We start from the raw sequence: 24,838 nt of genomic DNA, 5'->3' as shown, positions 1-24,838 counted from the left end.
CCGGGCCTCATCCTCAACCGTCTGGGCGTGCACATCAAAACGCCCCGCCATCGCACGCATCGCGTCCGGATCAGTCAAAAATCGAGTAGTCATGTTCTAGCTCCTGTTCATCAAGTGGTGATAACGCTGGACGGAAAGAATCGAAATGGCGCCCCCTAACCGGCTGCGGCCGCGTTGGCCGCCTCGGTGAGTTCGTACGAGCCGGCACTTGTCGCCAACATGTGCACGAACTGGTCGTGAATCGCCTTGGCTTGAGCGCTGACCGCCTGGTAGACCTTGGCGTGGGCGGCGAACTGCGCGGCGGTCAGTGCCGAAACCTGGTCAGCGGCAGCGGGAATCACCCCGGTGGTCGGGCCGGCGGCGCCGGCATTCTCGGCGTTGACCGCGGTGCCGATACTCATCAGGCGGTTGGCGGCGTAGTTCAGATCCTCCGGCTGCGTCGTCACGAATGACATGCGGTTTTCCTTTCTTCGTTCGTTGATTGGCTTGGTGCGCAACGCTCAAGCGGCCGGAGGTGGACGGGCCGGGACACCGGCGCGCGGGGACCGGTTCACTGCGGTCTCTGCGCATTTCCAGGAATGCGTTGCTCGGGCGGGTATCACGACGACGCCTAGTTCGAGACGTCTTTGAGTAGTGCCACGGCCGAGCGATGCAGAATGTCGCGTTCTTTGACCAATTCGGCAGCGACTTTGCGGAGTTCCTTGAGTTCGTCGCGCTCGCTGAACCTGGCTCCGCTGGTGGCGGCGGGCTGGGCCGGTGCTGCCCACCGGGTGGACGGTTCCTCGGCGGGCTGCCCACCCAGTTCCGGGAGCACCTTGAGCCGGGAGCCGAAACGGGAGCCGGATTCGCCGCTGCGCGGCGCGTTGACCGCGCCCGCGAGCATCGGCATCCCGCCCATGAAGCCTCCGGGGGCCGCGGGCATGCCGCCCAGACCCGACATGGGTGCCGCTGCTGCGGCGAGCCGAACATTCGATGATGCCGCGGCCAGCGGCGAAGCCGCCGACCCCCATGACGGCGGCACCGTGAGGCCGCCGACCGACCCGGCACGGCCCAGAGTCGCTGATGTCTGGCCGCCGGCTCCGGACGAACCCACCAGGCGGCCCACCGAACCGGCCTCCGGAAGGGTGGTCACCGAACTGACCGGTAGGACTCCGGCCGCCGACATGGCCGATGTCATCGCCGAGGACGCGGTGATGGCCGCATTCACGCCGGGAACGATGGTGAACATGGATCCGGAAGCGGTATAGCCCAGGCCGCCGATAACGGCCTGCAACCCGGAAAACGACCCGTTGAGCGCCAAGAAGTCCTTGCCGATCTGCGTATCCGCCAGGTTGAAATTCAAGATCTGATCGATGATGTTCTGCAGTGAGTTGCCGGCTGCTGTTCCGGTGCTTTGGGCGACGGCGGCGGCTTGGGTGGTTGCGCCGGTGGGGTTGGTGTTTTGTGGTGGTGGGCTAAAGGGTGTGAGGGTGGTGGCGGCTGCTGAGGCGGCGGCGTAGCTGTACATGGCGCCGGCGTCTTGGGCCCACATTGCGGCGTATTCGGCTTGGTTGGCGGCGATGGCCGGGGTGTTTTGGCCGAGGATGTTGGTTGCGATCAGGGTGGCCAAGGTGGTGCGGTTGGTGGCGATCACCGGGGGTGGGACGGTGGCGGTGAAGGCTGCTTCGTAGGCGGCTGCGGCTGCTCTGGCTTGGGTGGCGGCTTGTTCGGCTTGGGTGGCGGTGGTGCTCATCCATGCCACGTAGGGTGCTGCCGCGGCGGCCATTGTTGTTGCGGTCGGGCCTTGCCAGGCTTGGCTGGTCAGCTCGGTGATCACGTCTTGGTAGTGGGTGGCTGCCGCACTCAGTTCGGTTGCCAACCTGTCCCAGGCCGTTGCTGCCGCCATCATCGGCGACGAACCGGGCCCGGCATACATCCGCCCGGAGTTCACCTCCGGAGGCAACACACCAAAATCCATCAGGCTCATGCCCTAAATTCCTTTCTGATCAGACGTGCGGCCGCATCGCGCTCCTTGGTCAATTCGCCGACGGCACTGCGTAACCTCTCCAGTTCGCGGCGTTCACGGTCGCTGAGCGAACTGGCGACGACCGCGGTATGGGGGCTCGGCTGGGCCCAGCGGTCGGCCGTCCCGCGGTATGCGCCGGACCGTCCCGCCGACGGAGAGGCGATGGCCGCCCTGCTCCTGAAGCGGGAGGGGGAACCGGCCTTCTTCGGCGTATTGACGACGCCGGCTATCAACGGCCTGTCACCGCTCACGCCCCCGGCCCGCACCGCGGTGGCTGGCAAGCCGCCGGGATCCGCACTCGGCAGGGCCGCAGCGGAATACAGCGCCGCAGGGGAATTGGACGCCAGGGCCGCGGGGGCCGTCGCCCAGGACTGCGGCACCGAGAGCCCGCGAATCGATGGGGCCTGCCCCAGGCTGGCCGAGACCGGACTGGAGGAACCAGCCAACGTGGCTCCCGCCCCGGACACCTCGGATGTCAGTGCAGCGGCTGGCAACGCGGCCGCAGCGGCCGCCTCGCCCCACGCGGTGCCGTTGACCCCACCGGCACCGAGCATCCCGGACAGGGTGAGCATCTGGAAGGCGGAACTGTTGAACGGGCCGGCACCGAAATTGACCATCGACAGCCCGAAGCTGCCCGCAAGCTGGTTGGCGGAGCTGATCAGCGGTGTGCCGGTAAATCCCAGCCAGCCGTCGATCAGCGACTGTATCGGCCCGGGTACCGCGCCCTGCGTTGCTGGTGTCGCGGCCAGGCTCTGCAGTGCAGAGGCGGCTGAGGACCCGACTGTGCTGCCGGCTTGGCTTACGGCGGCAGCCTGGTTTGTTTCCCCGGCCGGGTTGCTGGTTTGCGGTGGCGGGGTGAAGGGCGCCAACGTGGCCGCGGCCGCGGATGCGCTCGCATAGCCGTACATCGCCCCTGCGTCCTGAGCCCACATCTCGCTGTACTCAGCCTGATTCGCCGCGATCGCCGCCGTGTTCTGCCCGAACGCATTGGTCGCTGTCAAGGTGGCCAGCATCATCCGGTTGGACGCGATCACCGATGGTGGGACCATTGCTGCGAATGCCGTCTCATAGGCTGCCGCTGCCGCTCTGGCCTGGGTGGCCACCTGCTCGACCTGGGCGGCCGTCGTTCCCATCCAGTGCACGAACGGGGCCGCCGCGGCAGTCATCGACGTCGAGGCCGGGCCCCGCCACACGTCGCCGGCCAGTTCTGAGACGACGTCCTGATAGTGGGCTGTCGCCGCGCTCAATTCCGCGGCCAGCCTGCTCCAGGCCGCCGCCGCGGCCATCAGCGATCCCGAACCCGGTCCGGAATACATCCAGCCGGAATTCACCTCCGGGGGCAACATCGCGTAGTCGACTGCGATCACGATCGGCTGACCTCGCGGAGCAGGAAGGCCACCGCGTCACGCTCCAGCGCCAATTCGGCGATCTCCTGACGCAGCTCATCGCGTTCCGCGCGTTCTTCGTCGGTCAGTCCGGCGGCGGTGTCGGCGATCACCTCGTGCGCCGAGACCCATTGGCTCGCGTCGCCGTGCCGGGCGGGGGGCTTGTCACCGGTCTGCGGCAACACCGTCATCCGCGGTAGGTAATTGGAGCGGGTCGTGGTGCCCTGGGATGCGTTGACCGCCCCGGCCACCGGAGGTAGCCCGCCCATCAACGGCGCCCCGAGTGCTGCGGGCATGCCGCCGGCGTTGGGCAGCGCCGCGGCCGACGCAAGTCGGATCGCCGGGGATGCGCCTCCGGCGAGGGCGGGTGCGGCGGCCCACGACTGCGGTACCGAGAGCCCACGAATCGACGCCGCTTGTCCCAGGCTGGCCGAAACCGGCCCGGTGGATCCGACCAGTGTGCCGCCCAGGCCGGCACCTGACACCTCTGAAGACAATGCGGCGGCTGGCAGCGCCGCTGCGGCCGCCGCCTCGCCCCAGACCCCTCCGTTGACACCGGCGGCGTTGAGCATCCCGATGAACTGGAGGAACTGCATGGCCGAGCTGTCCCAAATCGGCGCGGCGAGCAGGGTGCTGGTCAGTCCGCCACTTCCCACCAGCTGATTGAGCGAGCTGATCAGCGGGGTGCCGGTGAAGTCGAGCCAACCGTCGATCAGGGCCTGTATCGGCGCCGGAACCGCACCTGTCGCCGCCGCCGGCGCCGCCAATGCCTGCAATGCGGAACCCGCGGAGTTGCCGGCTGCTGTTCCGGTGCTTTGGGCGACGGCGGCGGCTTGGGTGGTTGCGCCGGTGGGGTTGGTGTTTTGTGGTGGTGGGCTAAAGGGTGTGAGGGTGGTGGCGGCTGCTGAGGCGGCGGCGTAGCTGTACATGGCGCCGGCGTCTTGGGCCCACATTGCGGCGTATTCGGCTTGGTTGGCGGCGATGGCCGGGGTGTTTTGGCCGAGGATGTTGGTTGCGATCAGGGTGGCCAAGGTGGTGCGGTTGGTGGCGATCACCGGGGGTGGGACGGTGGCGGTGAAGGCTGCTTCGTAGGCGGCTGCGGCTGCTCTGGCTTGGGTGGCGGCTTGTTCGGCTTGGGTGGCGGTGGTGCTCATCCATGCCACGTAGGGTGCTGCCGCGGCGGCCATTGTTGTTGCGGTCGGGCCTTGCCAGGCTTGGCTGGTCAGCTCGGTGATCACGTCTTGGTAGTGGGTGGCTGCCGCACTCAGTTCGGTTGCCAACCTGTCCCAGGCCGTTGCTGCCGCCATCATCGGCGACGAACCGGGCCCGGCATACATCCGCCCGGAGTTCACCTCCGGAGGCAACACACCAAAATCCACTGCAACCACCTATCTACTTGGGGTCTGAGCGGGCAGACCGGACATGGAGATAGATGCAACGCTGTGGTTCAACTTGAGGGTGTCTCAATCTGAGATAATCGCCACACCTCGTGTCACGTGCGAAATACTTTCCTTACGCCCGCGAAAGGTGGGCGTTCGCTGATGTCAAGGGGTAGGTCGATGTCTGAGGCGGCAGTGGCGGTGGCCGAAGATCGAGAGACAAAACAGCAGGCCAGGGACGAGTTCCTCGCCACGGGTGCTGTCAAGTCCGGACTGGTCGAGCCCTATGTGATCAACTCGTGGCAGCGGGCCAAGCAGCGCAAGGTCGCTCCCGATCGACTCGATGAGCAACGTCCGCGTGACGTCGATGCGGAGGCCCCGCTGCTGCGTGCTGCGAATCCGGTGCTGCTGCGGCTCGCCGATGACGTGGCACTTCACGCGGTCGGCATCGTCTTGACGTCGGCCGACGGGCTGGTGCTCGACCGGTTGGTCACCGACCCGACGATTCTGGGGGTGCTCGACGAGGTTCAGTTGGCCCCGGGCTATTCCTACGCCGAAGAATTCACCGGGACGAACGGTATCGGCACCAGTCTGGAGTGCGGCAGGCCGACGTTCATCCGGGGTAGCGAACACTATGTCGGTGCGCTGACCGGGTTGGCGTGCGCCGGCAGGCCGGTCCGGGATCCGATCACCGGCCGGGTGCTCGGTGTTGTCAACCTGACCTGCTGGGCCGACGAATCCGATCCGATGCAGTTCACCTTGGCCAAGAATGTCGGCAGTCAAATAGAAGGCCGACTCAGCACCCTGAAAACCGAGGGTGAGATCGCCCTGCTGGAGGCCTACCGTCAACAGTCACGGCGCTACCCCGGCCATGTGCTGGCCGTCGGTGGCGACATCGTGCTGATGAATCAGAATCTGCGCCAGGCCTTGGACCCGGCGGATCAGATGGCGTTGCTGAGCAACGCCCTGGAAATGATCCAGGCTGCTGACGCCCCGACAACTCTGGTCGCGTTGCCGAGCGGCAACGTCGCGCGGATATCCATGGTCGAACGAATCCTGACGTTCAGTGCCGTGCTTCAGGTCCAGATTCAGTCGATGGCCGCACGCGTCGTGGCGCGTGCGGTTCCCCGCCACATTCCCGGGCTGGCCGGACGCAGTAGTTCGTGGCGGCGTTGTTGCCAACTGGTTGAACAGTGTTGCCGCGAACGGAACTGGGTGGTCATCGAGGGAGAGCGCGGATCGGGACGCGCCAAGCTGGGTCAAGCGGTTGCCCAATACGTGATGCCGCAACGGGCTGTTCGCGTGGTCCGTCTGGATAAGTGCGGCAGCGCAGAGGATTTCGTCGCTGAAGTCGAAAACCAAACCGCCGACGACGATTTTGCCCTGGTACTCGGCGACATCGACGATCTGCCGGACAATTCGGTTGAGCATCTGGCGGCGATCCTGCAGGCCCGTGCGGGGCATGGCTGGGTCGCCGTGACCAGAGACGTCGGGAAGCCCTCGTCGCTGGTGCACATGCAGGTGGTGCCGCTGTTCACCCACACCGCCGTCGTTCCACCGCTACGGCACCGTATCGACGATATCGAGGATTTGGTGCCAATGTTGCTGCGCGAGTTGACCCGCGGCGCGGAGGTGCGTCTGGCCCCTGAAGCCATGCATCAGTTGGCGAAACTGGCATGGCCGGGCAATGTGGCGCAACTGCGCAGAGTGCTGGCCGAGACCGTCGCCTTGCAGCGGTCGGGGGTCATCGGTGTGGACCGGTTGCCGGCAGAGTGCCGCTCCTTGGCTCGGCACAGGTTGACCGCTCTCGAGGCGCTGGAGCGAGATGCGATTGTTCGCAGTCTGCTCGAAGCCAATGGCGATAAGGCCGCTGCCGCTCGGGCGCTGGGCATGTCGCGTGCCACCATCTACCGCAAGATCAACCAGTTCGGCATCGTCTGACTCTGGCCGCGCGATGCGCTGAAACCGGTGCCGCCGCCCGGGTTGCAGGTCTCAGACTGAGACGCCTATGCGCGCCGACACGCGATTCAATACGTCATGGCGGTGCCACTCGCGTGGCGATCATGGGCACCGGTACACCAGTCCATCAGACCCATGGCGAGGAGTTCGCAATGAAGGCAGTCCAGGTCGTCGGCTACCACACCAAGCCGCAGCTTGTTGAGGTACCGGATCCCGCGATTGAAGGACCGCTGGATGTGATAGTCCGTGTCGGTGCTGCCGGGGTATGCCGCACCGACCTTCATATCCTGGAAGGCCAGTGGGCGGAAATCACCGGCGTCGGGCTTCCGTACACGATCGGCCATGAGAACGCAGGGTGGGTCCACGCTGTCGGCGATGCGGTCACCAATGTCGCGGTGGGGGACAAGGTGATCCTGCACCCACTGCTGACCTGCGGGCTTTGCCGTGCGTGCCGCTTCGGCGATGACGTGCACTGCGCGAACAGTCAATTTCCGGGCGTGGATACCAATGGAGGCTACGCCGAGTACCTGCGAACCAGCGCGCGTAGCGTCGTGAAGCTCGACGACAGCCTTGAACCGTCCGATGTCGCCGCACTTGCGGACGCGGGGCTGACCGCCTACCACGCCGCCGCCAAGGTCGCCCGGGTGACTCGCCCAGGAGATGTCTGCGTCGTCATCGGCGCGGGCGGGCTGGGGCATATCGGAATCCAAGTGCTGAAGGCGATCTCGGGCGTCACGGTCGTGGTGGTGGATCGCAACCCGTCGGCGGTCGAGCTGGCCGTGTCGGTAGGAGCCGATGAGGGGATCGTGGCCGACGGCGGCCACGTGCAGCGAGTGCTCGACCTGACCGGAGGGCGTGGGGCCGAAGCCGTGCTCGACTTCGTCGGCGAGGGCGGCGCGACCCGGGAGGGCATAGCCATGCTCGGCCGCGCCGGCAACTACTTCGTGGTCGGGTACGGGGAGAATATCGATGTACCCACCATCGAGATCATCTCCAAAGAGATCAACTTCATCGGAAATCTCGTCGGTTCCTACAACGACCTGCAGGAGCTGATGGTGCTGGCGGCGCAGCGCAAGGTCGTGCTGCACACAACCGAGTACCGACTCGATGAATTCCAGCGTGCCCTAGACGATCTCGATGCAGGGCTGGTGCAGGGAAGGGCGATCCTCATCCCGTGATACCGCCCAATGCCGTTGTCGGCCCCGCCGGACAGACGTCCCCCCGGGCCGACGCGGCGACGTAGGCTCATCTGACAGCCCGGATGGGGGCGCGCGCTGCGCTACGCCGGGACCGGGGTCACGCGGGCATGCGGAACTCGTCGGCCGACAACGGCTTACCGTCGTGGTCGACGAAGAGCCTGCTGTTCAGGCACATGCTCAGTCCAAGGGCGTAACGGCAGTGGAGCAATCGCGTCTTGTCGCGGCCTTCAGGCAGATCGCGAAGGATGAGACGCCGGACCGCTGAGGGGGCCAGTGAGTCCCGCTGCACGAGCGCCGAGATGCACCGTTCCAGCGCCGCCCGGTACACCTGGCGAAGCAAAGCGGGGTCGGCGTTGAGCGTGTCGCCGTCGGGATGGTCGTCCACGACGACCTCGACCGCACCGATACCCTCGACTCCCCGGAGCGCGTTCTGAATCTCGAAGGCACTCAGATAGGCGCGACTCTCCGAGCTCGATACCGGCGGCACCTTCAGATTGATGGTGACCCCGTTGTCGTCGACGGTGACCGTTCGCACGTACCCCAGCTCGGCAATCGTCTGATCCGATTCGGGGGTGGGGACGGTCGACAGTACCGCCAGTATCTGTGCCTCCAATGACATCGTGGATTCGCTCATATCACCGGACCTCCATTCCGCTGTCGGATCGCGCAGCCTTGAGTGGGTGATCCGAGGAGGCCGCGCCACCCCTCGGACCACCCAGGTCTATGTGCCGGCTACCCGCATCGGCGGGGATATCCATTGATGCGCAACAGCATCGAGTGGGACCGCCGGCAACTTCGCGCACACGCCCGACTCAAACGGGCCGTCCGGTCAAATACCCCGGAGGTGTGCTCCAGTACAGGTAGAGTCTCGCCTCCACCCGAAGGGTGGGTCCGTGTGACGACTCACAGGAAGTGTCATATACCGCTTTACCTGTCTTGATGACAATAATCCGATCACCTGGCCGGGACGTCTCAGTGTGAGATTGTTCGGCTCGATCCGACACGCACACCAGGGATTTGGTGACGTTCCGGCCCGGCGGCGCCAGGGGGGAGGAGCGCCGGCCGAACCGGAACGTCTTCACCGGGGTGGTCGATATGATCAGCTGGTCGACGGGCCCAGACCCAGGGACTGTGGGGTACTGGCGTCTGGGGAGGGCTGTCGCAAACCCTCATCGAGGGGCCCGAATTCGGTCATCAGGGCTGCGCTGCCACCCCAGGAGGTCTGTTCCTCGGCAACCAGGGTGTTGGTGGTGAGCAGTAGCCCGGCCACCGATGCACCGTTCTGAAGCGCAGAACGGACTACCCGCAGAGGGTCGATGATGCCGAATTCGATCATGTTCCCGAAGCGGCCGTCAAGCGCGTCGAATCCCTCGTCGGCGCCGAGCTCGAGGGTGCGGGCAACCACCTCGTCGGGATCGTAACCGGCATTGGCGGCAATGAGATACGCGGGCGCTGTCAGGGTACGGCGCACGATGTCGACACCGGTGGCGTAATCGTTTTTGACGTCGAGCTCATCCAAAACATGGGCCGCGTGCAACAACGTGGCACCGCCGCCGGCGACGATGCCCTCGGCCATCGCTGCCCGGGTGGCAGACAGCGCGTCCTCGACGCGATGCTGCAATTCCTTGAGCTCTGCCGGGGTCGGTGCGCCGACGGTGATCATCGCGACTTTGCCTGACAGCGCGGCGATTCGTTCGGTCAACACGTCGCTGTCACGGAAATAGGTGGCCCGCTCGCGTTCGGCCCGCAGCTGGGTGAGCCGGAAATCCACCTGGTCGGCCGACGCCCCACCGATGATGGTGGTGTTGTCGGCGGTGACCCGCACCTGCTTCGCGCGACCGAGCTGCTCGACCGTCATCGATTCCAGCGAGAACCCCGAGTGCCGGCTGAACACCGCGCCCCCGGTGAGTGCTGCGATGTCTTCGAGTTTCTCGAGGCGACGATCCCCGAAGCCCGGGGCGCGCACGGCGACACATTGGAACAGGCCGTTGACATGGTTCTGCACCAGCATGCTCAGCGCGGAACCCTCGAGGCTTTCGGCGAGGATCACCAGCGGCCGGGGCGCGCGCATGATCTTGTCCAGCAGCGGCATGATCTCTTGGACTTTGGAGATCTTCTCGCTGCACAGCAGGATGTAAGGGTCGTCGACGACAGCCTCCATGCCGGCCGGATTGGTGACCATGTAGGGCGACAGATATCCGTTGTCGAATTGGAAACCCTCGACGAAGCTCGCGCTCATGCCGGGCTCGCCGGCTTCCTCCACTGTGACCACGCCCAACTCGCCGACGGTGTGCAACGCCTTGGCGATCACAGCGCCGACGACATCGTCGTCGTTGGCCGAGATCGCGGCGATGCGAGCCAGGTCATGTTCGGTGCGTACCGGCTGCGCCACGGATTTCAGATGCTCGACCAGCCGGCCCACGGCCATATCGATGCCGCGTTTGACCAGTACCGGATTGCCCCCTCGGGCGATCGCGGTCATGCCTTCGCGCACGATGCCCTGCGCGATCACCGTGGCGGTTGTCGTGCCGTCGCCGACCACGTCGTTGGTCTTGATCGCCGCCTCTTTGACCAGTTGGGCGCCCATGTTCTCGAACTGGTCTTTGAGGTGGATCTCACGCGCGATCGTGACACCGTCGTTGGTGACCACCGGCGAGCCGGTGATCTTCTCCAGAATGACGTTGCGGCCCTTGGGGCCGAGTGTGGTCTTCACCGCATCCGCCAGCTGATCTACGCCGGATTGCAGCAACGCGCGTGCAGTGGGACCGAAGCGTAATTCCTTGGCCATGGTGACTCCTAAGATCTGGCAGTTGGCGGGGGATGGTTGTGACTTGCCGGGGCCGGTTGTGGGTGGGCCGGCGGGGCCGTCGCGGCCCACCCACAAACGCCCTAGTCGCGGGCGACCAGGTCGAAGTCGAGGTACTCGGCTGCGTCCTCGGGGTTGGCGAATACGATCGCGCGGTCGTCCAGGAAGACCATCCGCCCATAATGGGTCGACATGTTGGCCTCGAACTCCGCTTGGTCGAACCAGCCGGCCTCCTCACCGGCTGCCTCGTCTATCTCCGCGTAGAGGACCTCGATTCGGTCCTTGCCATCGACCCGGATCAGCGAGGGCAGCGGAGAAGTGACGCTGACGTTGTCCTTGCCGCGCATGACCTCCGCCATGACCTCACCGACCTGGTTGTTCATCAGCGTGAACCCGCACATGTTCGACGGGGTGCTGTCGACCTTGTAGGTCGTGGGCACCTTCTTCTTCAAGGGGTTCTCGCGTTGCGTTGTCGGGCTCATATCGGGAATCTCCTCACGGGTTGGGCGGCTTGTTCGGCCGGGCGTTCGGTGTTTACTGGGCGAGTTCTTTGGGGACGGAAAGGTGAAGTCCGGAAACGAGTTCGCTGAACCTGTTCTTGACGCGGTCCAGGCTCTCTTCGAACCGTGTCGGCTTCACATCCGGCTGGGACCACAGCGGCTGCAGGGTCCGGGCCGCGGCGATGCACCGGGGCACCCAGGCGGACAGCCAGGATTGCATGGTGTCCTTGTTGTGGGCCGCGAATTCCTTGTCGTCGACCAGCAGCTGGAACAGGTGCGTCGTGTAGGACAAGTCGCGCTCGGCGAAGTCGTACTCCTCGGCGCCCATCAGGGTCGGGGTGATGAAGTCCCCGTTGCCGGGAGCGGCCTGCTGCACCAGGTGGCTGCGGAACAGCTCGCCGATCAGCGGCTCGAACACGATGTTGGTCGCAAAGATCGCCTCTGCCCAGTCATTGGTCGCGGTCAGCAGCTCGGTGGTCTCCCGCACGCCCTGCCAGGCGCTGTCGGTGTTCCACGCGGACAGGTGCGCCGCCCCGTCGAAGCCGTCGAGTTCGTCCGCGAGGGTCATGTTGTACAGCGCCAGTTCCTGGGCCATGCGCAGTCGGTGCATCCCGTTGATGGCGAATGCGGTGTTGTGCATGTTCGTCGGCCCGCGCCGATTGTTCTGGACAAAGACATGCATGCCCAGTCCGTGGTTCACGTGCATCCACGCGCCGACGTGGCGGGCGACGAAGTCGATCCAGTTGGTGCGCCACTGCTCGAATGCCTTGGTCTGGCGGGCGGCGTCGATGTTCTGGGTCAGCTGCCGCACCACGCTAGCGTTGTAGCGGTACATGGTGAGCTCCCAGCCCTCGTTCGGGTCCCGGAACTCATGCCAGCCGTGCGCCGGCCAGCCGTGGCCCTGCCCGCCCGATCCCGGGCTGCGGACCGGCTCGCTGCGGTCGGATCCCCACGCCTTGAGTGCTGTCCAGTCGAGCGGATATCCGCCTTTGCCGTCCGCGAACGAGTACAGCCAGCCCTGCGCCAGCCAGCGACGGGGGTCGGGCTGCACGTCGACGGTGACGTCTTCGTAATGCGACTGCTTGCGTTTACTGGGCTCGAAGTAGTTGTATCTGCGCGCATCGGAGTCGGGGAACTCCTTCGCGCCGGCCTCGGCGTCGGTGAATTCGAGTCGAGGCACGCTGCGTTCGGACGTGACAGTCATCAATTTCTCCTTGGTTGATGGTGGGTTAGGAGTTTTCGAGCTCACCGGTGGTGGTGAATTTGTCAAAGAAGATGCGTTTCTCGTTGGCTCCGAGCGAGGGCAGGATCTCCAGAGCCGCCTCCACCATGGGCGGAGGGCCGCAGATGTAGACGTCGGTGCCGTCCAGGTTCGTCTCGTCACGGCGGACGACATCGGTGACGAAACCGGTAGCCCCCTCCCAAGCGCTGTCATCTCCTGCCTCCGAAAGCGCGGGGATGTAACGGAAATCGGCAAAGGTCGATTCAAATCCACGCAATTCGTCTTCGAAGCACAGGTCGCTTTCGGTACGGGCGCCGTAGTAGAAGCGCGCCGGCCGATCGATGCCCCGTTCTGTCATCGATCGGAGCAGTGAGAGGATCGGAGCCATTCCGGCACCTCCGCCGATGAAGAGCAGATCGGCGCCGGGATTGTCCCGGAGGGTGAACATGCCGTAGGGGCCGCTGATCTCCAGACGGTCGCCCACCGCGATCTGATTTTCGAGGATCTGCGAGAAGAAGCCGTCCGGGTAGATCTTGATGACGAATTCGAGCTGGTCGCTCTCACCGTTGCAGGTGTTGGCCATCGAAAACGACCGAAATGTGTCGGTGTCGGGGATCTTGAAATCGACATACTGTCCCGGAAAGAACTTCAGCGCTGGCGGATCAACCAGTCGCAGAACAAGATTGCAGAGATCGCGGGTGACCTTCTCCTTCGACACCACTTCGACCGTCGCGTCCTGGATCGGTATCCCCGATTTGATGACTTCCTCGTCGTAATTGAGCAGTTCGATCGTCAGGTCGCCGTAGGCGTGCGCACGGCACAGTAGGACGTGTCCTTCGTCGCGTTCGAAGTCGGGCAAGGCGAATGTCGAATACTTGTCGTGCTCGACATCGTCCGGGTCGCCCTCGAGGAGGAACGACTTGCACGCGGCGCACTGTCCCTCCTTGCAGCCGTGCATCAGCATGATGCCTTGGTCGAATGCGGCCTGCAGGATGGTCTTGTTTTCGGGCACCTTGATCTCGAGGTCCACCGGCTCGAAGCGCACGAGATGCTCGTCTGCCATCGTTTTCTCCTTCAATTCCTTACTGGCCCAGGGGGAGGGATGTTCGACACCGCGCTGGCGCCGAAACATCCCTCCCGCCGTCGAGCCGCTACGCCGTGCGCTTTGCGCCCGGAACTGCCGGGTCTGCGTAGCGGCCGCCGGGGCCACCGAGTCGGTAATCCTGAGCCCACAGATCACGCTCGGAGTCGGTCATTTCGTTGATCAGGACATTGGGGCTCTGGGCCGGCGGGGCCTTTCGGATGTCGTCCAGCGTCCACATGTCCTTCGGGTCCAGACTCAAATGAGGCTGTGCCGTGCAGGTCTTTCCGTCGGCGCGTACGTATCCGCCGTCCGCCATGAGGTCGGCGTTGTTCCACCCGTGGTAGAGCGTCTCCCATTCACGGGCGCCCGTCAGCTGGCCCATGTTGGGCGTCGGACGTCCGTTGTAGGTGGGTCGGAACGCCACCGCATCAGTCCAGTAGCAGTTCTCCGAGCAGTACGTCCGCCACTGGTCGTCGACCTTCTCGCACACCATGTCTTCGCGGATCATGCAGGGAACCATGCACGTCCAGCAACGGTGCGGGTAGTAGTAGTTGACGTCCTCGTAGGCGATGGGCAGATTGCCGCGCGGCTTCGACAGTCGTGCGTAGTTCTCCCACCAGGCGCCGTACTTGTCGTACCAGCCCGGATACTTGTACTCGAACCACTCGAAGTCCTTGTCGGTCATCGGGTCGATACGCCAGTAGTTCCACATCCAGCCGGTGGCGAAGAACTGGGCGGTCTCGTGGACATAGCCCTTGTTCCAGATCCGATTCCACGACTCTTCGACCACATCGTGCGGAATCTTCAGGCCGTACTTCTCCAGCGGAACGAGGTAGCTGCGGTAGTAGTCGTCGTAGATCCAGCGGCGCCACATCTCGGCGTAGCTCTCGCGGTCCTTACGCCGGTCCTTCGTGCCGTACTCGATGAAGGTGCCGATCGCCGCGTCGACGACACAGTGGTTGTTCCACCACGCGTAGCGCAGGTCCCGCTCGAGAAGCTCACGGTTGTCCTCGTCGGACAGTGCCATGAGCAACGTCGCGTAGCCGTTGCTGATGTGACGCGATTCGTCCGACTGCACCGAGTGGAACACGGTGGGAAGCAGGTAGTCGCCGTTTGCGGCCGCCTCGCCGGGCATCGCGACGAACAGAACATTGGTGAACGCGGTTTCGGCGACGAGCTGCAGATAGATGTTGGCCGCCGTAATCGCGTCGCCCGTGATGAACCCTTCCGCGAACTGCCGACCGATTGTGCCGGCATAGTTGTTCTGGAAGCACCGGAGGCTGGAGTTGAAGCCGGCTGGGTCGATGTAGTTGTTCATGTAGATGCGCTTGAGATTCTGCTGAATCGTCGAGTGCCGTACCTCGTCGATCATCTGGATCGCCAGGGTGTTGTGCAGTTCGGGATTCGGAACCGTATCCACCAGCAGCGGCATGGCCCGGGCGGCCGAGATCTCCGGAAGCGGGATGATCGACAAGAACAGCTTTTGCCACTCCATCCAGCGTTCCTGAACCTGCCGGAACATGTTGCCGCGGATGGCGCCGTCGGCGGCACCATAGACGCGGTGGTCCTTTTCTTCCTGCATCGGGAAGTAGGACCGGAGCACCTGCTTGAGAGGATCTTTTTTATTTGCCTTGTGGAACTTGTAGTCGGTCCCGTACTGCGACACCGGCTCGTGATACACGGGGTCCCAGGACAACTCCTGTATCTTCTGGTGAGCCCTCGCCACGCTTTGACGTGTCATCGCCTCTCCTTTTATTGATTGGGCTGTAGTCGCCTGAGCGCGAAGTCCGCTCGCGTCTACCGGGATCAGAATGGAACAGCGACCGTTGTTCGAGTGTCTTAATATGAGACGTCGCGCCCGGTATTACATCGCCTACCGTTGAAAGCGTCGCGGTGAAGAAAGTGGTGGCGAGGCAGCAGATGACCGGGACCGTGTTCGGGCCGGTCTGCCCGGGTGCCGTTGTGGGCCGTGCCGCCGGCGAGAAGCAGTCGATGGAGGTCGGATCGTGAACGTGCCAGCGGAACCAATACCCGTCTCGTACAACCCCTGGACGATCGTCAACCTGGTGTTCAAGCATCTCGCCGAACAGGGGCTGGGGCCCGTGATCGGTCAGCGGGATCCCTCGCAACCTGCGGGTGAATTGCTGGCCGCGCTGGGCGTCGTTTCGTCTCCCATCCCCGACGCCCGCAGTACGCGGCGTCGTGATGAGGAGTTGGCCGCGCTACGCGCCGAGTTTCTCCCGGAACCGTCGCCGCCTGCCTGAGCACGTATCACGCGATGACGTCGAGGGCGGCACGAACGATGGAATCGGTGTCTATGCCCTGATACCGGTAGACGTCGTCCAGATCGCCGGATTGGCCGAACCTGGTGGCGCCCAAGGCCACGCTGGGTACCTGATTGACGGTGCCCAGGAAGGCAAGGGTATGCGGGTGGCCGTCGAGCACCGTCACCATCGGCGCTGACCGCGCGGCGGGGAAGACCTGATCGAGCACCCAAGTCGGTGCGTTGCACAGGCCGCGTCGCGCCTGAATCGCCTCGAATAACCGGCTCGCACTGGTGACGCAGACTACCTCGGCATGGACTCCCGACTCGGTCAGCCGGTCCGCGGCCTCGAGCGCTTCGGTGATCATGGCCCCCATACCGACCAGTTGCACGTCGGGGTGTTTGACGGACCGCAGCGTATAGGCTCCGGCCAATACCTGGCGCCGGCGTCGCTCTCGGGCTGCGGGATCCGACGGCACAGCAGCCAGACTCTGGTCCACCGGGCGAGTGGACAACCGGACATACGAAGAGCTGCCGTCGGGACGCCCCAGCCGCGAAATGGACTCCAGCACCGTCCACTCCACCTCGATCGCGAACGCCGGTTCATAGCTGACGCAACCGGGCTGCTCGATCCCGATCGACGGTGTCTTGATCGATTGATGGGCACCGCCCTCCGGGGCCAGGCTGACGCCGGAGGGTGTGCCCACCAGGATCGATTGACCGCCTGCGTAGATGCCGAACGACCATGGTTCCAAGGCCCGTTCGACGAACGGGTCGTAGAGGACGCCGATCGGGAACAGGGCGTGACCCCACCGGCTCCAGGTGGCGCCGAGCTCGCTCATCAGCCCGACCAGGTTGACCTCGGCGATACCGAGTTCGACGTGTTGGCCGGTGGGTTTCTCACGCCAATGCATGATCGTTTCGGGATCGTCGGCGAACCAGTCCGGCCGCTCAGTCGGCGACCAGACGCCCACCTTGTTCAGCCACCCGGCCAGGTTCGTCGAGGAACTGACGTCCGGGCTGATGGTGACGATCCGCCGGGCCACCTGCGGCGCATCCCTGGTCAGGTCCAGGAGGACCCGGCCCAGCGCGGCCTGCGTCGTCGAGATTCCCTTCGGTGTCCGGCCGATGTCGGTGGGCGCTTTCGGTGGTGCGACAGGATCAGGAAGGCTGCGGTGCAACCGTGCCGCGGTGGCGGCGCAGAGACGTCCCGCGGGGGAGTCCGGTTCGAAACGGTCCCAGGGCTTCTCCGGGTTCGCGTCGAGATCGGCGGCCAGTCGCTGAAACTGCTCGACCGTCAGCAGGGAGGAGTGGTTCTGCGGGTGCCCCTGCGACGGCAGCCCGTAACCCTTCACGGTGTAGGCGATGATCACCGTCGGTCGCGTGTCGTCGATCTGCGCGTAGGCGGCTCGGAGCGCCTCAAGGTCGTGGCCACCGAGGTTGCTGATGGCGCTGGCGAGGGTGGCGTCGTCGAGGTCGGCGATCAGTCCCGCGATGGCGCCGGCGTCGGCCCCGGTCCCGGGCAGCCGGATGCGCAACGTCTCGGGGCTGCAGCGCAGCAGTCGTTGGTATTCGGGATTGGACATCTCCAAGAGCCGGGTGCGCAACGCCGTGCCGCCGGGTCGGGCGAAGAGCTGCCGCAACAGCCTGCCGAACGTCACCACGATGACCTGCCAGCCTGCGGCGGCGAACATCGCCTCCAGTCGCCCCGCCGCGATACTGGGAACCACGCGATCCAGCGACTGTCGATTCAGGTCGACGATCCACACGATTTCGCCGAGTTCGGCGATCGAGGGATCCATGATCGCCTCCCACACCGCGCCTTCATCCAGCTCGGCATCTCCGACCAGGGAATACTGCCGGCCAGAGGCGATCTGACCGGTCACGGTGTTGACATAGCGCCGGGCGACGGCACCCCAAATCGGTGCGGTGGCACCGATGCCCACCGATCCGGTGGAATAGTCCACGGGGTCCGGATCCTTCTCCCTGCTCGGGTAGGACTGCAGGCCGCCGAACTCCCGCAGGGTGGTCAGGTACTTCTGGTCGAGCCTTCCCAGCAGGTAGTTGATCGCGTGAAGCACCGGCGCCGCATGCGGTTTCACCGACACCCGGTCGTCCGGCCGCAGCTGGTCGAACCAGAGCGACGTCATGATCGTGACCAGCGATGCACACGACGCCTGGTGGCCGCCGACCTTGATCCCCGACCTGTTCGGGCGAACCCGATTGGCATGGTGAATCATCGCCGTCGAGAGCCAGAGCACCCGGCGCTCGACATCGGCGAGTGGTTCAACGGATCGAGTGGGTGTGGCGGGTGCTCGATCGTTGGTCGCTGCGGCCACCGTGGTGCTCATCGGAGCTTCGTGAGGCATTACGGTGTTGTTCTCACACCCGAGAGAGCAGCGGATCGCCGCTTCGGGTGCGCCCTACCTCCACCCAGATCTGGTCGTCGAGCACCGTCACCCGGCGCCAACCCGTCGGGTCGTAGGCCCAGGCTTGATCACCGATGGTCACCACATCTCCGACGGACAGGTTGTGATCGCGCCGAAACCTGCGGTCGTTTCCCCAAAGCGCAGTCGCCGCATCACGATTGAGCTGGTCGGTGACGATCGACAACAACGTCTGGATTGTGCCGGGTGTCGGCTCGGCATCCATGCTGATGCCGAACTGCGCCACCTGACGGAGCTGGTCGTCGAAACGAAAGGGAGTGGGCGACTCATTGAAATTATGAAACACCCTGACCCGAAGCTCCGTGCGTGTTGTCGATCGCCGGCAACGGTCTGCACACGCCATGGCTACCCGGCCATTTCCTCGGCCATCACCGACGTGATGTATTCCGCCTGTCGTATCGCCAGAGCGCTGATCGTCAGCGTCGGATTCTCCGACCCACTCGTGGGAAAAACGCTGCCGTCGGCGATGAACAGGTTGGGCACCTCGTGGGCTTGCCCGAACTCGTTGACCACCGAGGTGCTGGGATCTGAGCCCATCCGGCAGGTGCCCATGTTGTGGGTGGCCGGATAAGGCGGCGTGTCCCACACCTTGGTCGCGCCGCCGGCGGTGTAGATCTCGCGGGACCTGCCCCAGGCGAATTCCCGCATGGCGGTGTCGTTGGGGTGGTCGGCGTAGTTGACCACCGGAATCGGCATGCCGAACTGGTCCTTGCGGTTCGGGTCGACGGTGACCCGGTTGTCGGCTTGTGGCATGTCTTCTCCGACGATCCACAGGCCGGCGAGGTGGGTGTATGACTCCATCAGGTCGGCCAGCTGCTCACCCCAGAGGGCGCGGCTACCGCTGGTCGACGTCAACGGCCCAGGGGCGACGAACACGGCGGTGAAAGCGGGGCCGAGGAAGATCGTCTCCAGATGGAATCCGCCGACGAAGCCGCGCTCATCGGGCCGGTTGTCGTGCCATGCATCGACCATTCCCATCATGGTGATGCCCTTGTAGGCGTGCACCGGCTGCTGGAATTTGGCGAAGCTGGAGGCGGTCAAGTGCCGCATGTAGTAGCGGCCGACGGCGCCGCTACCGTTCGCCAGACCGTCCGGAAAGCGCGGTGTGGCCGAATTGAGCAGCAGTCGAGGTGTCTGGATGCTGTTGCCGGCGACGACGACATACTGGGCCTTCTGTTCGACGATTCGCCCGGTCGGATCGGCGTACACCACTCCGCTTGCACGCCCATTGTCATCGGTCGTTATCGAGAGCGCCTGACAATTCGGTCGCAGATCGAGCCAACCGGTGTCCTCGGCTGTCGGAATCGCTTCGAACAGGCTGCTCCACTTGGCCTGGTTGCGGCAGCCCTGGAAACAATAGCCGCGTTGCGTACAAATACCGCGACCCAAGTAGTCCTCGGTGGTGATCGCGATATTTCCGGCGTTGGCGTCGATTCCCAGGGCGTCGGCCCCGTGCTTGAGGGCCAGGAAATTCGTGTTGCCCTTGGGCAGCTTGGTGACAGCCCCCGCCACACCGAGCAGCTTTTCGGCCTTGTCGTAGTAGGGGGCGAGGGTGTCGTAGTCGATCGGCCAGTCAACGAGGTCGGCGCCTTCGACGTCGCCGTAGGTGGTCTTGGCCTTGAATTCATGCGGTTGCCAGCGAAGTGCGGCGCCCGCCCAGTGAGTTGTGCTGCCCCCGACCGTCTTACAGATCCAGGCCGCGCTTCCGCTGATATCGGGTCCGCTCACACCGACTGGATCGAGCCAACTCAGTTTGTGGTACATCCCGACTTCGTCTTCTTCGAAGTCGTTGTCGGCGTCCAAGCGCGGACCGGCCTCCAGTGCCACCACCCGTACGCCGGCGAGGCAGAGTTCACGGATGACGTTGCCGCCTCCGGCTCCCGTTCCGATGACGACGACCTCGACGGCCTCGTCCAGAGGTACTTTCAGTGCAGTTCTAGCCATGTGATGTCTTCTTTCGATATCAAGCAAATGCGTTCGCGTTTTCGCGGTCAGACCGTAGCCTCGGCCCAATCGAGAACATCAAATCCCTGGTTGATGTAGCCTTTGCCATCCCGCTGGGCTAATCCCGGGTAACCGATGGCTTCCCAGACGATGTGCCGATTGTAAAAATCGCTGACCGTCGCGTAGACGATCTGTTGGAAAATCGGCCGCTCTTCTATTGCGGTCAGCAATGATTTCTGGACTTCTGGAGTTGCCGCGGCGAAGGACGCTGCCCCATTCGTGACGGCCTGCCGGTCGAGTTCCTTGAGCAGATCCCGCACTTCCGTCCGTAACGCCGTGGCGGTGGCCAAGCCCGCATCGAAGCACAGGGCCGTGTAGAAGACGATTTCGCGGAGTTCGGGATCCTGATGAGGGACGATATTCTGCATCAACGCCACGAGATTCGCCGCTTCAGCCGGAACCAGCGCCTGGAACAACAATTCTCTTTGATCCGCCAATTTCTGGTTGGTCATCGTTATTGCCTCGGTTTCGTCGTCAGGTCGCTACTGCTCGAATGTGGGGATGATCGTCGCGCGCGCGAGGGTGTGGCTGAACAGGTTGAAGCCCAGAAAGGCCGGCGTCGCCCCGTCGGGAAGTCCCAGGCTCGCGACGTCGACGGCATGCACGGTGAAGATGTAGCGGTGTGGACCGTGTCCGGCCGGGGGAGCCGCACCCAGATACCCGGGGAGGCCGGCATCGTTGGCCAGCGAAATCGCGCCGTTGGTGAAGTCGCGTTTTCCTAACAGGCCTATGCCGCTGGGTAGCTCGGTCACGTCGGCGGGAATGTCGGCCAGCGCCCAGTGCCAGAATCCGCTTTGCGTCGGAGCGTCCGGGTCGTAGCAGGTGACGGCGAAACTCTGGGTTTCCGCGGGGAATCCGGACCAGGACAGGTGCGGCGAGCAGTCCTCGCCGCCGGCGCCGAACTTCCCCGATGCCTGCGGCTGGGGCATCGGCTGGCCGTCAGTGATCTCGGTGCTGGTCACCGTGAACGTCGGTACCTTGGGCAGAAAATCAAAGGGCAGGGGCGGGCGTGCAGCCATTTGTGGATTCCTTTGGTGGCGGTTGGAAGAGGTAACCCGGCAATCAGGAGGTTTGGCGGGGTCGTGAGTGCGCTGACGATGCCCTACTTGGTGGCGATCCGTGGGGAGCCATTTTCGATGGGGATGAGCAGCGCGGCAATAGCCGTCATCGGGCTTTACCCGTTCAAAATTGCGCCTCCTGCGTGCGTACCGGCGCGGTGCCGGATGGGTTAATGCACAACAGATCTAATCGATGGTTTCGGCGCTTCTGTGTCTCACTCTGAGACAAATTGAATGGCGTGCGGCAGGCCACCGAGCACGGGCCGGGCAGTGGCCCCGGTCGGGCTACGCGCCGCGGCTAAAGGAGTGTCCGGGGTCAGTGCCGGGGCGGGCAACTGCCGTTCGGGCCGCGCGGGACGCACCGCACAAGTTCACCGTCCCGGTCATGCAGGCACCACAGGAAAAAAGCGTCGCCGATCTGATTGACGCCCTCGAACGGGCTGGCCTTCGCCTCGCCGTCCCCGATGATGACGGCTCCGTCCTGCACGGCGGCCGTGCATCCGGCGGCGCCCAGGCGCTCACACGCCTCCTCGGCCGTCTGCGTGCCGGCCAGCGCGGCGGTATAGAGGTCGACCTCGGCGATGTCACCCACGAAACCGAGGCTACCCACCGTGCTGACGTGGCGACATGGCATTTGGATCCCCAATCGGGGGGCCATAGACCCTTGCGGGCCGACGTCGGGCGAAACCCCGCGCCCGGAGGCGACTGAGGCCACACTGGGCCTATGAGCTCGGGCACCGACGGGCAGCGCCGGCGGTTGCGGGTCTCGGCGCTGGCGGCGGTGGCGAACCCGTCGTACTCGCGCGTCGACACCTGGAATCTGCTCGATGACGCCTGCCGGCAGCTGGCCGAGGCCAATCGGACCGGGCTGGACACCGCCCACCATGCCGCGCGGGTGAAGCGGCTGCTGGACCGGCTCGGCGCCTATGAGCGGTACTGGCTGTTCCCCGGCGCCGCGAACCTGGCCGCTTTCCGCGGCTACCTGGAGACGATGGCGACGGTGTCGCTTCGCGATCAGGTGTCGCTGGTGGTGCGGCTGCTGTCGGATTACGGCGACCGGGCGGCGCTGTTCGACCTCGGTGCGCCGCTGTCCGAGCAGGAGCTGGTGGCCCAGGCCCGCCAGCAGCAGTTCTACACCGTGCTGCTGGCCGACGACTCGCCGGCGGACGCCCCGGAAAGCCTCGCGGAAAACCTGCGCGCACTGCGCCAGCCCGATGACGAGGTGCAGATCGAGCTGCTGGTGGTGTCCAGCGTCGAAGACGCCGTCACCGCCGTCGCGCTCAACGGTGAGATCCAGGCGGCGATCGTCCGGCACGACTTGCCGCTGCGGTCGCGCGACCGGGTGCCGCTGATGAACACCCTGCTGGGCGCCAACGACGACGCCGGGATCGTCGACTGCGGCCGCGATGCCATCGAATGCGGGGAGTGGATGCGCCTGCTGCGGCCGCACATCGATCTCTACCTGCTCACCGACGAGTCGATCGCCGCCGACACCGAGGACGAGCCCGACGTCTACGACCGCACCTTCTATCGGCTCAACGACGTCACCGACTTGAACAGCACCGTGCTGGCAGGAATCCGCAAGCGGTATGCCACACCGTTTTTCGACGCACTGCGGGCCTACGCCAACGAGCCTGTCGGCCAGTTCCATGCGCTTCCGGTGGCGCGCGGCGCGAGCATCTTCAACTCACGCTCCCTGCAGGACATGGGGGAGTTCTACGGCCGCAACATCTTCATGGCCGAAACCTCGTCGACATCCGGCGGGCTGGACTCGCTGCTGGACCCGCACGGCACCATCCGGGTCGCGATGGACAAGGCCGCGCTGACCTGGAACGCCGACCACACCTACTTCGTCACCAACGGGACCTCGACGGCCAACAAGATCGTGGTGCAGGCGTTGACCCGGCCGGGTGACATCGTGTTGATCGACCGGAACTGTCACAAGTCGCACCACTACGGCCTGGTGCTGGCCGGGGCGTATCCGATGTATCTGGACGCATACCCGCTGGCGCCGTTCGCGATCTACGGCGCGGTGTCGCTGCGCACCATCAAACGCGCGCTGCTCGACCTGGAGGCTGCCGGGCAGCTGCACCGGGTCCGAATGTTGTTGCTGACCAACTGCACGTTCGACGGCGTGGTCTACAACCCGCAGCGGGTGATGGAGGAGATCCTGGCGATCAAGCCGGACATCTGTTTCCTGTGGGACGAGGCCTGGTATGCGTTTGCGACCGCGGTGCCGTGGGCCCGGCAGCGCACCGCGATGGTTGCGGCCGAACGACTCGAGACCATGCTGTCCTCACCCCACTATGCCGAGGAGTACCGGGCGTGGCGCGCCACCATGGCGGGCATCGACCGGGATCAGTGGAGCGAGCACCGGCTGCTGCCCGACCCCTCGGCGCGGGTGCGCGTCTATGCCACCCACTCCACTCACAAGTCGCTGTCGGCGCTGCGGCAGGCGTCGATGATCCATATTCGGGACCAGGATTTCAATGCGCTGGCCCGCGAAGCGTTCACCGAGGCGTTTTTGACTCACACCTCCACCTCACCGAACCAGCAGCTGCTGGCCTCGCTGGACCTGGCCCGCCGGCAGGTCGACATCGAAGGCTTCCAGATGGTCCGGCGGGTCTACGATATGGCGCTGGTGTTTCGTCACCGGGTCCGCAAGGACCAGCTGATCCGCAAGTGGTTCCGCATCCTCGACGAGGACGACCTGGTGCCCGACCGGTTCCGGGCATCGACGGTCAGCTCCTACCGGCAGGTCCGGCAGGGTGCCCTGGCGGAGTGGAACGAGGCGTGGCGGTCCGACGAGTTCGTGCTCGACCCCACCCGAGTCACCTTGTTCGTTGGCAAGACCGGGATGAACGGCTACGACTTCCGCGAGAAGATCCTCATGAACAGATTCGGAATTCAGATCAACAAGACATCGATCAACTCGGTGCTGCTGATCTTCACGATCGGTGTGACCTGGTCCAGCGTGCACTACCTTCTCGATGCGCTGCGCCGGGTCGCGACCGAACTGGACCGCGCATGGGCTGCGGCCAGCAACGACGATCGTGCGCTGCAGCAGCGCCGTGTCGTGGAGATCACCGAGGATCTGCCGCCGCTGCCCGACTTCAGCGAGTTCGATGACGCCTTTCGGCCCGACGGCACAAGCCGATTCGGGGATATGCGGTCGGCGTTCTACGGCGGCTACGAGGAGTCCGACCGCGAGCATGTGCTGCTCGGTGACGCCGGCCGCCGCGTCGCCGACGGCAAGACCCTGGTGTCGACCACCTTCGTGGTGCCGTATCCGCCGGGCTTTCCGGTGCTGGTTCCCGGGCAGGTGATATCGAAGGACATCCTGTACTTTCTGGCCGAACTCGACGTCAAGGAGATCCACGGCTACAACCCCGAGCTGGGGTTGGCGGTGTTCACCCCGGAGGCGCTGGCCCGTTTCGCTCAAGCCCCCCGCTGACCGCGAGGATGCCCTCTCTTTCCCGCGAGGGTGCATGTTTGCACACCGACACGCCGTTCGCGGCGGCATTCCG

General features: G+C 64.8%; 20 protein-coding genes and 1 pseudogene. 4 read left to right on the top strand and 17 right to left on the bottom strand.

What is annotated here, in order from left to right; translation table 11 throughout:
- From BST28_RS01445 to BST28_RS25005, 5 genes and pseudogenes are all read right to left on the bottom strand, one after another.
- Positions 1–93: pseudogene (locus BST28_RS01445) on the bottom strand (WXG100 family type VII secretion target); the annotation flags it as partial.
- A gap of 62 nt (positions 94–155) precedes the next feature.
- Positions 156–455 carry a PE family protein gene (locus BST28_RS01440; RefSeq protein ID WP_019739127.1) on the bottom strand — a complete coding sequence of 100 codons (300 nt, stop codon included), beginning with the start codon at positions 453–455 and terminating at the stop codon, positions 156–158.
- 155 nt (positions 456–610) lie between these two features.
- Positions 611–1,957 carry a PPE family protein gene (locus BST28_RS01435; protein WP_083079582.1) on the bottom strand — a complete coding sequence of 449 codons (1,347 nt, stop codon included), beginning with the start codon at positions 1,955–1,957 and terminating at the stop codon, positions 611–613.
- A 5-nt stretch (positions 1,958–1,962) separates the two neighbouring features.
- Positions 1,963–3,372: a PPE family protein gene (locus BST28_RS01430; protein WP_065288512.1), complete on the bottom strand. Its 1,410-nt coding sequence runs from the start codon at positions 3,370–3,372 to the stop codon at positions 1,963–1,965.
- Positions 3,369–4,769 carry a PPE family protein, SVP subgroup gene (locus tag BST28_RS25005; protein ID WP_083079539.1) on the bottom strand — a complete coding sequence of 467 codons (1,401 nt, stop codon included), beginning with the start codon at positions 4,767–4,769 and terminating at the stop codon, positions 3,369–3,371. The genes BST28_RS01430 and BST28_RS25005 overlap by 4 nt, the downstream gene beginning before the upstream one ends.
- A 180-nt stretch (positions 4,770–4,949) precedes the next feature.
- Between BST28_RS25005 and BST28_RS01420 the strand changes: the two genes are divergently transcribed.
- Together BST28_RS01420 and BST28_RS01415 are read left to right on the top strand one after the other, a co-directional pair.
- Positions 4,950–6,710, top strand: coding sequence for a sigma-54-dependent Fis family transcriptional regulator (locus BST28_RS01420; protein ID WP_065288510.1), 1,761 nt, complete (start codon positions 4,950–4,952; stop codon positions 6,708–6,710).
- Between the two features lie 170 nt (positions 6,711–6,880).
- The gene (locus BST28_RS01415; protein WP_029248756.1) at positions 6,881–7,906 is read left to right on the top strand and encodes an NAD(P)-dependent alcohol dehydrogenase; all 1,026 of its coding nucleotides are present in this window, start codon (positions 6,881–6,883) and stop codon (positions 7,904–7,906) included.
- Between the two features lie 118 nt (positions 7,907–8,024).
- On the opposite strand, the gene BST28_RS01410 is transcribed toward BST28_RS01415, so the two are convergent.
- From BST28_RS01410 to BST28_RS01385, 6 genes are all read right to left on the bottom strand, one after another.
- Positions 8,025–8,561: an iron-sulfur cluster assembly protein gene (locus tag BST28_RS01410; RefSeq protein ID WP_065288509.1), complete on the bottom strand. Its 537-nt coding sequence runs from the start codon at positions 8,559–8,561 to the stop codon at positions 8,025–8,027.
- Between the two features lie 465 nt (positions 8,562–9,026).
- The gene (gene groL / locus BST28_RS01405; RefSeq protein ID WP_019734965.1) at positions 9,027–10,715 is read right to left on the bottom strand and encodes a chaperonin GroEL; all 1,689 of its coding nucleotides are present in this window, start codon (positions 10,713–10,715) and stop codon (positions 9,027–9,029) included.
- Positions 10,716–10,816: 101 nt separating this feature from the next.
- Entirely contained in the window at positions 10,817–11,215 is a 399-nt protein-coding gene (gene mimD / locus BST28_RS01400; protein WP_019734964.1) for a propane 2-monooxygenase effector subunit MimD, read from the bottom strand.
- A 52-nt stretch (positions 11,216–11,267) separates the two neighbouring features.
- A complete protein-coding gene (locus BST28_RS01395) occupies positions 11,268–12,437 on the bottom strand; it encodes a ferritin family protein (RefSeq protein ID WP_065288508.1) in 1,170 nt (389 codons plus the stop codon).
- A 25-nt stretch (positions 12,438–12,462) separates the two neighbouring features.
- On the bottom strand, positions 12,463–13,518 hold the full coding sequence (locus tag BST28_RS01390; RefSeq protein WP_065288507.1) for an NADH:ubiquinone reductase (Na(+)-transporting) subunit F: 1,056 nt from the start codon (positions 13,516–13,518) through the stop codon (positions 12,463–12,465).
- Positions 13,519–13,606: 88 nt separating this feature from the next.
- Positions 13,607–15,280 carry a ferritin family protein gene (locus BST28_RS01385; RefSeq protein ID WP_109510928.1) on the bottom strand — a complete coding sequence of 558 codons (1,674 nt, stop codon included), beginning with the start codon at positions 15,278–15,280 and terminating at the stop codon, positions 13,607–13,609.
- A gap of 265 nt (positions 15,281–15,545) precedes the next feature.
- Between BST28_RS01385 and BST28_RS01380 the strand changes: the two genes are divergently transcribed.
- Positions 15,546–15,803, top strand: coding sequence for a hypothetical protein (locus tag BST28_RS01380; protein WP_083079537.1), 258 nt, complete (start codon positions 15,546–15,548; stop codon positions 15,801–15,803).
- Between the two features lie 7 nt (positions 15,804–15,810).
- Here the strand turns inward: BST28_RS01380 and BST28_RS01375 are convergent, their stop codons facing one another.
- From BST28_RS01375 to BST28_RS01350, 6 genes are all read right to left on the bottom strand, one after another.
- Positions 15,811–18,153, bottom strand: coding sequence for a thiamine pyrophosphate-binding protein (locus BST28_RS01375; protein ID WP_065288505.1), 2,343 nt, complete (start codon positions 18,151–18,153; stop codon positions 15,811–15,813).
- A 31-nt stretch (positions 18,154–18,184) separates the two neighbouring features.
- Positions 18,185–18,475, bottom strand: coding sequence for a hypothetical protein (locus BST28_RS01370; RefSeq protein ID WP_131813836.1), 291 nt, complete (start codon positions 18,473–18,475; stop codon positions 18,185–18,187).
- 119 nt (positions 18,476–18,594) lie between these two features.
- Positions 18,595–20,193 carry a GMC family oxidoreductase gene (locus BST28_RS01365; RefSeq protein WP_065288503.1) on the bottom strand — a complete coding sequence of 533 codons (1,599 nt, stop codon included), beginning with the start codon at positions 20,191–20,193 and terminating at the stop codon, positions 18,595–18,597.
- A 47-nt stretch (positions 20,194–20,240) separates the two neighbouring features.
- The gene (locus BST28_RS01360) at positions 20,241–20,705 is read right to left on the bottom strand and encodes a gluconate 2-dehydrogenase subunit 3 family protein (protein WP_065288502.1); all 465 of its coding nucleotides are present in this window, start codon (positions 20,703–20,705) and stop codon (positions 20,241–20,243) included.
- A gap of 30 nt (positions 20,706–20,735) precedes the next feature.
- The gene (locus BST28_RS01355) at positions 20,736–21,272 is read right to left on the bottom strand and encodes a YbhB/YbcL family Raf kinase inhibitor-like protein (RefSeq protein WP_019736237.1); all 537 of its coding nucleotides are present in this window, start codon (positions 21,270–21,272) and stop codon (positions 20,736–20,738) included.
- A gap of 355 nt (positions 21,273–21,627) precedes the next feature.
- The gene (locus BST28_RS01350) at positions 21,628–21,903 is read right to left on the bottom strand and encodes a hypothetical protein (RefSeq protein WP_065288501.1); all 276 of its coding nucleotides are present in this window, start codon (positions 21,901–21,903) and stop codon (positions 21,628–21,630) included.
- Positions 21,904–22,035: 132 nt separating this feature from the next.
- Between BST28_RS01350 and BST28_RS01345 the strand changes: the two genes are divergently transcribed.
- Positions 22,036–24,765: an aminotransferase class I/II-fold pyridoxal phosphate-dependent enzyme gene (locus BST28_RS01345; RefSeq protein ID WP_083079536.1), complete on the top strand. Its 2,730-nt coding sequence runs from the start codon at positions 22,036–22,038 to the stop codon at positions 24,763–24,765.
- The last annotated feature ends 73 nt before the right edge of the window (positions 24,766–24,838 follow it).

Source organism: Mycolicibacter kumamotonensis, assembly GCF_002086285.1.
Classification (GTDB): Bacteria; Actinomycetota; Actinomycetes; order Mycobacteriales; family Mycobacteriaceae; genus Mycobacterium; species Mycobacterium kumamotonense.
Note: the sequence above shows the minus strand (reverse complement) of the source record. Positions and strands in the feature narration are given on the sequence as shown.

Coding starts and splice junctions, on each gene's coding strand:
- BST28_RS01440 (WP_019739127.1), bottom strand. CDS start 455: ATGTCATTCGTGACGACGCAGCCGGAGGATCTGAACTACGCCGCCAAC.
- BST28_RS01435 (WP_083079582.1), bottom strand. CDS start 1,957: ATGGATTTTGGTGTGTTGCCTCCGGAGGTGAACTCCGGGCGGATGTAT.
- BST28_RS01420 (WP_065288510.1), top strand. CDS start 4,950: ATGTCTGAGGCGGCAGTGGCGGTGGCCGAAGATCGAGAGACAAAACAG.
- BST28_RS01415 (WP_029248756.1), top strand. CDS start 6,881: ATGAAGGCAGTCCAGGTCGTCGGCTACCACACCAAGCCGCAGCTTGTT.
- BST28_RS01410 (WP_065288509.1), bottom strand. CDS start 8,561: ATGAGCGAATCCACGATGTCATTGGAGGCACAGATACTGGCGGTACTG.
- groL (WP_019734965.1), bottom strand. CDS start 10,715: ATGGCCAAGGAATTACGCTTCGGTCCCACTGCACGCGCGTTGCTGCAA.
- mimD (WP_019734964.1), bottom strand. CDS start 11,215: ATGAGCCCGACAACGCAACGCGAGAACCCCTTGAAGAAGAAGGTGCCC.
- BST28_RS01395 (WP_065288508.1), bottom strand. CDS start 12,437: ATGACTGTCACGTCCGAACGCAGCGTGCCTCGACTCGAATTCACCGAC.
- BST28_RS01390 (WP_065288507.1), bottom strand. CDS start 13,518: ATGGCAGACGAGCATCTCGTGCGCTTCGAGCCGGTGGACCTCGAGATC.
- BST28_RS01385 (WP_109510928.1), bottom strand. CDS start 15,280: ATGACACGTCAAAGCGTGGCGAGGGCTCACCAGAAGATACAGGAGTTG.
- BST28_RS01375 (WP_065288505.1), bottom strand. CDS start 18,153: ATGAGCACCACGGTGGCCGCAGCGACCAACGATCGAGCACCCGCCACA.
- BST28_RS01365 (WP_065288503.1), bottom strand. CDS start 20,193: ATGGCTAGAACTGCACTGAAAGTACCTCTGGACGAGGCCGTCGAGGTC.
- BST28_RS01360 (WP_065288502.1), bottom strand. CDS start 20,705: ATGACCAACCAGAAATTGGCGGATCAAAGAGAATTGTTGTTCCAGGCG.
- BST28_RS01355 (WP_019736237.1), bottom strand. CDS start 21,272: ATGGCTGCACGCCCGCCCCTGCCCTTTGATTTTCTGCCCAAGGTACCG.
- BST28_RS01345 (WP_083079536.1), top strand. CDS start 22,036: ATGAGCTCGGGCACCGACGGGCAGCGCCGGCGGTTGCGGGTCTCGGCG.